Source organism: Rothia sp. HMSC075F09 (assembly GCF_001810515.1).
Classification (GTDB): Bacteria; Actinomycetota; Actinomycetes; order Actinomycetales; family Micrococcaceae; genus Rothia.
This window is the reverse complement of record NZ_KV801763.1, coordinates 41,806-49,532: the sequence shown is the minus strand read 5'-3', so window position 1 is coordinate 49,532 and position 7,727 is coordinate 41,806. Positions and strand designations below refer to the sequence as shown.

Annotated in this window: 2 protein-coding genes; both read right to left on the bottom strand. The window is 50.9% G+C overall.

Features of this window, described 5'->3' with window-relative positions; all coding sequences use genetic code 11:
• Nucleotides 1–94: 94 nt before the first annotated feature.
• Nucleotides 95–694: a DUF6318 family protein gene (locus HMPREF2749_RS00535; RefSeq protein WP_070592981.1), complete on the bottom strand. Its 600-nt coding sequence runs from the start codon at nt 692–694 to the stop codon at nt 95–97.
• Between the two features lie 12 nt (nt 695–706).
• Nucleotides 707–7,561 (bottom strand): DUF6531 domain-containing protein, encoded by a 6,855-nt coding sequence (locus HMPREF2749_RS00530; RefSeq protein WP_371325926.1) that lies wholly within the window; start codon nt 7,559–7,561, stop codon nt 707–709.
• Nucleotides 7,562–7,727 lie beyond the last annotated feature (166 nt).

The window sequence follows — 7,727 nt, the reverse complement described above, 5'->3', positions numbered from 1 at the left end:
TGAGCAAGTAGCTGACCAGAAGATACCGGATGAGCTTCCTGGGAGGAGTTCTGCTGGATGCTCGTCTCCTGTTCCTTACGTTGGGGTCCCATGGTTATACCTCCTTTTCAGGGATGAAGTGAATATCCCATCCGGGATCGAGGAAACGCGAGCGCAAGGTCCCGTGGATTGCTCCGTCGCGAAGGAGTCCGCGCGTGTCGAATTCGGCGATGGGCTGTAGCTGCCCGGTATCTTTCCGGAAAACTTTTGCTTCGGGAAGGATGTCGAATTTGACGTTCCAGTCGAAGATTTTTTGTTCTTCATTATGGATGCGCGGCTGCGCCTCAAGGATGTGCATGGTCAAGATTTGTTGATTGGGGGTGATGACCCAGCCTTTCCCTTCTTCAAAAAGGTCTTGAATGGCGGGGAAGAATAGTTCTTCGGTGGTCATTGCGTATTCGAGGCGGCGCGAATCGGATGCCAAAAGCATATAGTTTTGGCATTGATAATAGTAGCTATTATAGAATTTCAAATCAGCGGACGTTAGAAATTTAGTAAACGTATAGCTGTAATCTGGCGGCGGCGCAGAATATGCAGGGTGCTGCTGGTCTGCTGGGGTATAAATTCCAATCATGTCAGTATCGACAAGATGGTATGCTCCCCTATAGTCCTCTTGGTTGAAGAATTTTTTAGTCCACTCCGGGTCGACAGTCATTTCTTCTCCTTTCTAACGTCGAAGGCTTTCTCTCAATGCACGACCGTAAGGGCTACTCTTTGAGGTATTCCTACCGGTATACATACCGGTTCCTTCTTCTACACCTTGGGTTTCTTGTTGTGCGCCGTATGCCTGTGCATCGATATCGACACCTTCATCATCACCGTAGCCGCTACCAACGTACCGCTGGGTAGCATCGACGTAAATATTCATACCGTGAGAATCCATGCCTCCACTAGCTTTATCGCTCTCAACGACATGTACACGATTAGCAGGCTCACCGTATTGCTTTCCAGGTGTTAGACCAGGAACCACGTCATTCTCATTCACAACAGCCACGTAGTTAAAGTGATGGTCAAGGTCATCTCGTTGTCCCTCAAGATTACTGGTCGGCGCACCATAAGTTACAACATTAGACACCTTATATTTACTATTAAACTCCTTATTATTAGCAAGCGAATACGCTACGGCCCCACCCTGAGAGTGGCCAACCATCACGACTCGGTCTACACCTTGCAAACGAGCTCGATCCATTGCTGCCTCAACCATACGGTGATAGGGCGACAAATCATCAACGGATTTATCAGAGGTGTTACCAGCCAGACCAAGATTATTTCCGATGGACCCAAGCTCACCATCTTTCATCGAAAAATCAAAATCAGTGCCGGGAATATATACGTATGCCACCTTCTCTTTTGATCCATCTGATTTTTTCCCCTCATATACATCAATCTGAATGGAGGAATAACCAGCATTTCCTTGAGATTTCTCCATATCTTTAACATGCTGATTGTCATTAACTGAATTCATGCGTTGCGCCACTTCGTTAATCTTTCGCGGAGGCACGGGAGGAATATCCCCACTATATCCATGCTGTCGTTGAACATTTAGGTCCTCAATTTTTGGCTTAACATTATCCATATACTCTTCATATTCAAACGGTGAATATGAAGTATAGTAACTTGCGGCCAAGATAAGCATGAATGGAGAATTTTTTAACTCATTAACAAAAATAGAGGTAAGATAATTTTTCTTCTCTGTTTCTCGAACCTGATAGTCCCTAAAATCCCTCACCGACATCGGGCGCAAACCCCACGGGTCTACCAGAGACATAGGATTCCAGCCCACAAACGAATTTACGTCCGCACCGTGCACGATACCCGGCACCGAGCTCAAAGCGTCAGTGGACACGAAACGGCGCACGCCAGCATCAGCCACACGGAAACCCATGAAATCAAGACCAGCAATATTGACAGAAGAAGCCGCCGGACCAGCACTAACCACGCCAAGACCAGGAACAGTAGGAACAGCAGCTACATCGCTTTCCCACGGGTTAGAAGACATAGACCACCCCAAGCCATAGCCCAGTTCCTCCGCAGAAGACATATTCTCCAGCACAGAACCAGCACTCATTCCGCCCACGCCCAATACCATAGGCGTTGATGAGACAGCGTCCCATGCCAAAGGCGTAGAAGCACCGGGGACATCAACCGTGGTGCTTGTATATACAGAGGCAAGCTCACCAGTCATGTCATGGTGCAGCAACCATTCTTCATCACCCTGGCGAATAGCGTTCACCTGCCCCATGGCATCCCAGCCAAGGGCACGCTCACGGCGCTGCCCGGTCAGCTCGTCCGTGGTCACCTCACGGACGCGCTCACCGGCAGCGTTATAGAAATACTCAGTTCGAGAACGATTCTGAACAGTCCCATAGGCACCATACTGTGCCTCAGAAACAGCGCTGAGTAGACCAACTGAATTATGGCTGAAGGCGCGTTCCAGAAGCAGGGCGTTATTTCCCTGCTCACAATTGCGCTTATACAATGCCTCGGCGACCATCATGCCGTTTTCGTAGGTCCAGGTTCGCTCCTGAACACCATCCGATACAGAGATAAGAGCGCCGGAAGCATCATAACGATACTTCATAGTGCGCACCTCAGAGTTATTTTCTGCATCTTCAAGAGTGCAGACAGCAACCCGAGAAGAAGTATCACGTTCCACACTGGCGGCGAACATGCTCATAGTTGCAGCACCGTTTCCCGCTCCTCGGGCGCCGTTACGCTCTACCTTGTACCCAACGGGAATGTTCTTAACAGGATCAAGTTCCCACATGGCATGAGTATCATCTGTACTCATCGAGGTCAAAGCACCACATGAAGCATGGGTAAATTCCATCTCCCTGATGCGAGCAAAAACGTCCTTAGACTGAGTATGGCGCACTCGACCCGCACCGTCACGCATCCAGCGAACTGAACCGTACGGGTTGCTACTCATTACCAGAACACCATCTGCATCGTAGGTATAGTTCAGCGTATATTCACCGCGCTGCTTAAACGCTTGCAAGGCATGGAGAGTACGCTGGTTCGCATCTGGGACGCGAAGAACACCGGTGGTGTGGTCAGCAATAGACACCGTACTTGAGATGCGCTTCATGCTCATATCACTGTGGGGTACGCGAGTACGGCTCAGCAACCTACCAGATGCAGAGTACTCATAAATGTGCTCTGCCTTTGCATCATTTACCGAAACCTTCAACGTGCCCTGCTGAGAGCCACGTCCACTCATCAAGGAATATTCAAAAGTTCCCTGAACTTCACCATCAACCGTGACTGAGCGGAGTACACCACCACAAGCGTAATCGTACTCAAACGAACGGATACGTTCGCCGTCATTCATCGTCAGAAGACGGCCTGCAACATCGTAAGAGAAAGTACGTACGAGAGAGTCTGCCGCACTTTCAACCATAAAACTTGTACCCGAGCGTTCTTCACGCAGAAGACGTCCTGCCGCATCCCATTCATAGCTCGTTACGATACCCGCAGGCGTAATCCAGCGCAGAGGACGTGCGAGGGCATCATACTCACAGCGGGAGGTGCCACCCAAAGCGTCATCAACGTTAACAAGGCGACCTGCCGCATCGTATGAGAAAGAACGGGTACCTTCAACGCTATCTTCAATACGCGCAATAAGTCCACGTGAGGTGTAGCTGTAGCAGGTAACCTTCTCCCCCGTATCTTCTTTAATGCGTCGGCCAGCAGCATCGTAGGTGTACTGTACAAGACGCGACGGGGCAGTTGAAGCATCTGCAGAATCCCTAGTGGTCTTCTCTAACAAACGACCTGCGAGATCGTAAGTAAAGATAGTCTCCAGGTAACCCTCATCAGCATCGAGCTCGCTCGTTTTCTTGAGGGTTTTCTGGCTGATACAACGGCCCGCCGCGTCATATTCAAAGAAAGTCTCTCGACCAGCTGCACTGATGCTACGACTCATACGTCCCTGAGCATCGTACTCGAAGCTAGCTACCCCTCCATCGGCAGAGCTAACCTGAGCGACCTGACTTTGAACGTTATACACAGCCTGTGCAGAGCTATCAGAGGAAGAATTGAGAAGGGCGGAGGCATCCGGAATGTTCAACTTAGGAATGGGCACCCCAAAGAGAGCCGCCATATCCTGGCGGTTCTCAAACATCGTCATAACAGACGGAAGATGGGCAGCAGTAAGGGCGCTATCGCCTCGCGATACGTTATCGCGGGAACCCAAAATAGTGGGAACACGAAGTTCCGGCTGCACCAAGCTCCACGACGCCCAAGGACCCGCAGGACGCTCAGAAGGCTGCTTACCTACTGAAGCAAGCCCTGCAAGAGAAGAATCAGAGTGCAAAGACCCAGCGGGACCCAGGCCCGGCACCATACTCATCAGAGAATTTGATGCAGACACAACTCGTCCCAGGGCGTCGGTTACAACGGCGTAGTTACCGGGCGCGCCCTCAACTCGCACTGAATACTCACCGTGAGCGCGCGAGTGGGTAATGCTCAAAGCTACACCAGTAGCATCCACAATGCGGCTCAGGTCGCCAGTTAGAGAATATTCGTACTCAGTACGAGCCCCACAGGGGTCAATGATAGCGACGAGCTGCGAGAGTTCGTCGTATTCATAATGGGTCTGAGCTCCTGCGGCATCAGTCATGGAGATAACGTTGCCCCAGGTGTCGCGTTCGACACTGGTTCGGTTGCCCATAGGGTCAATCACGGCGCTTAGGTGACCAGCTGAGTATTCAAAAGTAGTGATGTTACCTTCAGGGTCGGTCAGCGCTGTCAAGTGCTGCTCAGAGGTCGGCGTAGCGTTCTGAGCTGCTTCTGTATAGGACAAACCCCAACGAGCACCCATCGCGTCAACTACCGTGCTGAGTCGTCCGCTCGCATCCCACTCAAAATACTGGGTATTGCCGAGAGGATTAGTTACTGAGCTCAGGTTGCCGGCAGCATCATACGAATACTGCGTTTGCGCACCACTAGAGTCCGTGGAGCTCAGAAGCTGTCCACGGTCATTGTAGGTAAAGTGCTGTTTGGATCCTGATTCATCAGTGACGGCGGTGCAATGACCCGCGTTGTCCCATTCAAGATAAGTTGTATTGCCTCCGTTACGGGTAATAGTCAGGGGGTTAGGGTCCAGCGGATTCTGGGAGTAGGTGTAGCGTGTTTCAGTGAGGATGCCTGCACGCCGATCCTTATTCATAATTCGGTGGGCAAGCATACGGTCGTACTCATCCCATGTATATCGGTGGACCGCACCTTCCGGAGTATTTTCCGAGACAAGGCGAGCACGTTCATCGTAGCTACGATGCGTCACAGATCCGTCACGCTCGCAGATATAGGTGCGGTAACCGTAGGAGTTGTATCGCATGGACTGGCGGCTTCCGTCACCAGCCACGAGGGAGACAAGCTGACCGTGTTCATTTGATCGCCAAATATTAGCGTGCTCACCGGTTCCGGAGTCTTCAATCACGGTCATTAGACCGTGCTCATAGCGGTAGCTAATATTTCGACCGTGCTCGGTCTTCTGGGCTACGATGCGACCGTCAGCGTCATAGCTATTCTCAACCTCGCAATATCCCGTTTCATTCCAGACACGGTGGATAAGGTTATTCTCCGTCTGTTCATAACGGCGGGTACCATCAGGTCGCTGAACTTCACAAAGTACGCCAGCAGAATTGTAAATATAGCGCACATCATTCAGCTGGCTTTCGACCTGTCCTGATGAATGTTTTTCAGAGGAACCTTCATTGAAGTTAATCAGAGACGCAGCAGATACAAAACCCTGGGCGTCATAGCTGACAACAATGCCCTGCACGCTATGAGGCTGAATCAAAGCACTCGGTCGCTGAGCTACGAATTCCCCATCAGCATTAGCCTTTGGGCCACGGTTGTAAAGAGCAACTACAGCTGAGCTGGGGTGCCCCTCCATGAAAGCAACCAATTCACCCGAAGGAGCATACAAATAACGGCTACCAGAATGGTTAGTAACTGACCAGTAGTAGGTGGGTTCAGGCGATTCTGCTACTTCAAAAGATGTCGGCAGTAGACGATGGGCAGACTTGACCGCTTTATTCACAGCAGAGTATAGGGCGCGACAAAGCGCCTCTTGTCCTTCGGTATTTTCTTCAAAGGGCGCAGAGGCTGAGTCCACATTATGTGTAGGTGCCGCGTCTAGAGCTGACTCGGTTACCTTCTCCAACCAGTAAGGAGCATTGGGAGTCCGGGCATACCCGCTAGCCGAGTTCATATCACGTTCAAAGACGAGTTCACGGCCGTCGGCAGTGTGCCATGAGATGCTGTCAGAGTTTTGCGCAAGTCGGCTATCCAGCATGCTTGACCAACCCTTACCAAAAGCACCGTGAGGGGTATTCGGGAGGGCGGCGAGAACACTGTTGTAGGTACGCTCAAGACGTAGCACCGAGTTCACGCGAGAGCGAAGGTCAACTTCACTTTCAATGAAGTTACCGGTTGCAACGTTGACGGGGTCATTTGCATAGCCGGATGAGATATTTACACCAGTAATGCTAGCGCCAGGAACCTGCAGTAGGTGATGCATGGGAATATCATCATGCATCAGCTCATTCAGAAGGTTTATGTCGAGGCTAACTTGAGCCTTTGCTCCAGGCCCTGAAAGTTCCTCGTGGTGCTCAATAGCGGGTTCTTCCAAGTAACCACGACTCGCAACATCAAACATCGTTTGAGCAAGCTTACCCAACCAATGGACATCTGCATCGACATCCTCAATCCAGGTGTGCAATGCTGCAATCAAAGAATCAGCATTAAAAGTTCCCCATGAAGTATTCGAGCGGAACTGAGCATAGGTGGACACTACGCGAAGCTGCACCTGGTCAAGTTCAGCATTCATAGAAAGAGTGACCTGACGATGCTGATACGCATTGTGCGGCACGATAGAAACCGTAGATCCACCAGAGGCAATCGCAGCTCGGGTATTCAAATGCTGAGTACCCTGTGCAGAAGAGTTTGCCTCGGCAAACTGTCCGAGAGCACTTTGAGAAACTCCTGAAGAAACTGAGTTACCCTGAGCACCAGTGAAGGGGTCAGCTACAGGTCGTGGCGTATAGACCTCAAAATGCGGGGGGTGAGAGGGCATAGGACGAGGAGGAATTTCCAGTTTAGAATCTGGGTTATCTTCGCCTGTTTGTTCATACCAGGGACCGGCATGCTTACTATGAAACGCGTTCTGCTTACGTTTGTTGAGCTTCTCCCATGCAGTAATCTCTCGGCGGATGCGCTCTTCCTCGCGGGCAGCCTTAATATAAGTCTCCATATTACGAGCTGCGTTGCTAAAGCACTCTTTAAACTCTCGCAACAGCGCAAATGACGAAGCAAGCTTTGCTCTATACACCCGTGCGTAACCGCCGGTGAAACCTTCCAGGGCGAGCTGAGCAGCACCACAAGTACCATCGGCGCCATAGCGAGCAGGGAGCTGATGCTCGATTACTTGAGTTAGATGCGTCAAATGTGTTTTGAGAGCCTCGGCGCTCTCAAAGTCAAAAGGAACAGCTTCAGTATTAGCGTGGACGTTATCCATATATTTACTTCCGGAAGTTGATATGACAGTGAACGAGCTTCCTCGCCCACATTCGTTGCATGTGTGCTCCCTCTCGGTGACAGTGAGAATCACACACCCTTCAAGGTAACACACGCACACTCTGCACACGAACCCAGCAGGACGGATTCCACCTCCCATTGCTCCC

What these genes read in the sequence shown, in the direction of transcription:
- HMPREF2749_RS00535 (WP_070592981.1), bottom strand. Translation starts at nt 694, where the DNA reads ATGACTGTCGACCCGGAGTGGACTAAAAAATTCTTCAACCAAGAGGAC.
- HMPREF2749_RS00530 (WP_371325926.1), bottom strand. Translation starts at nt 7,561, where the DNA reads ATGGATAACGTCCACGCTAATACTGAAGCTGTTCCTTTTGACTTTGAG.